This is a genomic window from Streptomyces sp. NPDC058284 (genome assembly GCF_042881135.1).
Lineage (GTDB): Bacteria > Actinomycetota > Actinomycetes > Streptomycetales > Streptomycetaceae > Streptomyces.
This window is the reverse complement of the sequence record NZ_JBHVYE010000005.1, coordinates 1-3,383: the sequence shown is the minus strand read 5'-3', so window position 1 is coordinate 3,383 and position 3,383 is coordinate 1. Positions and strand designations below refer to the sequence as shown.

The 3,383-nt window shown below is 71.1% G+C and carries 2 protein-coding genes; both read left to right on the top strand.

Annotated elements, in window-relative coordinates; genetic code table 11:
- Positions 1–423: 423 nt before the first annotated feature.
- A complete protein-coding gene (locus ACFVYR_RS09370; RefSeq protein WP_384249606.1) occupies positions 424–852 on the top strand; it encodes an RICIN domain-containing protein in 429 nt (142 codons plus the stop codon).
- Between the two features lie 588 nt (positions 853–1,440).
- Positions 1,441–3,383: alpha-1,4-glucan--maltose-1-phosphate maltosyltransferase (locus tag ACFVYR_RS09365; protein ID WP_384249604.1), on the top strand; the 1,943-nt coding region annotated here is incomplete at its 3' end.

Sequence of the window (3,383 nt, the reverse complement as noted above, 5' to 3'; positions counted from 1 at the left end):
GGCCGGTGCGGCCCGCGGGAGGAGAGCTTGCTCTCAGGGGCGCGGAGAACTGCGCGAACAACCACCGACAGCCCGCACCCGCAGGCGTGCCGCCAACGACCCTTCCGGTGCCCCGGCCCGCGGCCGTGCCGCAGCGCACCGGCGGGTATCGGCCCGTCCCGGCCGTGGGTGATCCGCCGGTCCTGCCCCGGGGCCGGGGCGGCACGCGGCCCGGGTGCGGTAGTTCAGTGCGGCCCGGGTGAAGCGTGACATGCGTGACGATGCACTTCAGCCACACCAAACCACCATGTCACGACCTGAAACACCGCTTTCGGGGCGGTCGGCCGCCTCCTAGGTTGAGGGCGTCCGATCAGGAGGCGCCGCCGAGCGGCCCACACCACCGGGCACCGCCGCCGGCGAGCGCGACACCCCTAAGGAGCCTTCATGGCCGAGATCATCTCGAACGGTGTGTACGTGATCAGGAACGCGGCGTACGAGGACCGTGTCGTCGACCTCAGCGGGGGCACCGCCGAACCCAACGTGCCCGTCATCGGCTGGAGGTACCACAAGGGCGACAACCAGCAGTGGGACGTGGTCCACACCAGCGGCAACCTCTACGTGATCAAGAGCAAGATCACCTCGCACGAGGCGCACTTCGCGCTCAGCGACCTCAAGATCTTCCCGCCCCTCATCGCCAACCAGCCCTACCCGGAGCGGTGGTCGATCGAGCCGGTCGGCGAGGGCAAGGTCCGCATCCACTTCCCGTACATGGACGGGGTGGCGACCCTGAGGTCGGAGAAGGAGGGCACCCAGCTGACCCTTGAGCCCTGGCAGGGCGAGAACAGCCAGATGTGGCACTTCGACTCCGTCTGATCCGACGGAACCGCGCGGCCCACCGCCTGCGGGCGGTGGGCCGTCGCCGTGTCCCGGCGTCCCGGCGGATCCGCTCCCGGCCGCCCGCGACGATGGAGTTCCGGCCAGTCTGGACTTGCCCGCCCGCCCGCGGAGAACCGCGCCGGCCGACGCGGGCGACCACGCCGCGGGCACCTTCCCCGGTACGCCGACGGCCTCGCCGCACGGGCAGCGGGGCCCGGCACGCGCAGCCCCGCGGACCGCCCGGAAGCCGCTTTCGCCGAGGTCGGCGGGGCACGGGCCGTGCCGACCCGGCGCCCGGCCCGCGCCTCGGGCGTCGCACGGGCCGCCCCGGACGAACAGCGCCCCAGGCATATGCGTACAGGTCAACACCCCATAAGGCATATGCGATTTGAACCGGTCCCGCCATTCATGGCGGGGCCGGTCTTGCATGCGCCCTTACGCACTAGTAGTTAACAAAGCGCCGGATTGCTCACCCGATAAGGGTGGGAAGGCTTTTCCGGTACGCACGCCGGCACAGTGGCCGGCGCACACCGCGGACCCCCTCCACACCCACGTATCCGTGCACGCGGACAGGAGCGGTCAGACATGCCTTTCGGCTCAACCCAGCCAGGCCCGCCCGTACAGCCCACCATCCCCGTCCTGGACGTCGGCCCCGCCGTGCACCACGGGCGAAAACCGGCGAAGGCGGTGCCAGGAGAGACCTTCCGGGTCACCGCGACCGTCTTTCGCGAGGGGCACGAGGCGGTCGCCGCCAACGTCGTCCTGCGCGACCGGGGCGGGCGGCCCGGCCCGTGGACCCCGATGCGGGAGCTCGCGCCGGGCACCGACCGGTGGGGCGCCGAGGTCACGCCGGACGCCGAGGGCCGCTGGACGTACGCCGTGGAGGCGTGGGGCGACCCCGTCACGACCTGGCGCCACCACGCGCGGATCAAGATACCGGCGGGGCTCGACACCGACCTGGTCCTGGAGGAGGGCGCCCGCCTCCACGAGCGGGCCGCGGCCGGCGCCCCACGGGCCGAGCGGGCCGTGATCCTCGGCGCGGCGCGGGCCCTGCGCGACACGGGCCGCTCCCCCGCCGCCCGGCTCGCCGCCGCCCTCACCCCGGAGGTGGAGTCGGCGCTCGACCGCCACCCGCTGCGCGAACTCGTCACCTCCTCCGAGGAGTTGCCGCTGATCGTGGAGCGGCGCCGGGCCCTCTACAGCTCCTGGTACGAGTTCTTCCCGCGTTCGGAGGGCGCCGTCGTCCGGGAGGGGGAGCCGCCGGCCCCGGGGACGTTCCGTACCGCGGCGGCGCGGCTGCCCGCCATCGCCGGGATGGGCTTCGACATCGTCTACCTGCCGCCGATCCACCCCATCGGCACCACCTTCCGCAAGGGACCCAACAACTCCCTTTCGGTGGGACCGCACGACGTCGGTGTGCCGTGGGCGATCGGCTCGCCCGAGGGCGGGCACGACGCCGTCCATCCGGATCTGGGCACGCTGGAGGACTTCGACGCCTTCGTGGCCGAGGCCGGGCGGCTCGGGCTCGAAGTGGCCCTGGACTTCGCGTTGCAGTGCTCGCCGGACCACCCGTGGGTGGAGAAGCACCCCGAGTGGTTCCGCCGCCGCGCGGACGGGAGCATCGCGTACGCGGAGAACCCGCCGAAGAAGTACCAGGACATCTATCCGCTCGCCTTCGACCAGGACATGCCGGGGCTGATCGCGGAGACCGTGCGGCTGCTGCGGTTCTGGATGGACCACGGGGTCCGCGTGTTCCGCGTCGACAACCCGCACACCAAGCCGGTGGTCTTCTGGGAGCAGGTGCTCGCGGACATCAACGCCACCGACCCGGACGTCATCTTCCTCGCCGAGGCGTTCACCCGCCCCGCGATGATGCGGACCCTCGCCGCCATCGGCTTCCAGCAGTCGTACACGTACTTCACCTGGCGCAACACGAAGGACGAACTCACCGAGTACCTGACGGAGTTGTCCCGCGAGACCGCCCATTTCCTGCGGCCCAACTTCTTCGTGAACACCCCCGACATCCTGCACGCCTATCTGCAGGACGGCGGGCGCCCCGCCTTCGAGGTGCGCGCCGTGCTCGCCGCCACGCTCTCGCCCGCCTGGGGTGTCTACAGCGGATTCGAGCTGTGCGAGAACACCGCCGTGCGGCCGGGAAGCGAGGAGTATCTGAACTCGGAGAAGTACCAACTGCGCCCGCGCGACTGGGAGTCGGCGGCGCGCAGCGGCGACACGATCGCCCCGCTCATCACCGCCCTGAACGGGATCAGACGCGCCAACCCCGCTCTGCAGCAACTGCGTGACCTGCACTTCCATCCCACCGACAAGGAATCGGTGATCGCCTATTCAAAATCAGCCGGCTCCGCACACGACTCGAACACGGTTCTGGTGGTCGCCAACCTCGACCCTCACCACACCCAGGAGGCGACGGTCTCGTTGGACATGCCGCTGCTCGGCCTCGACTGGCACGAGAGCGTGCCGGTGCGCGACGAGCTCACCGGCGACACCTACCACTGGGGCAGGACCAA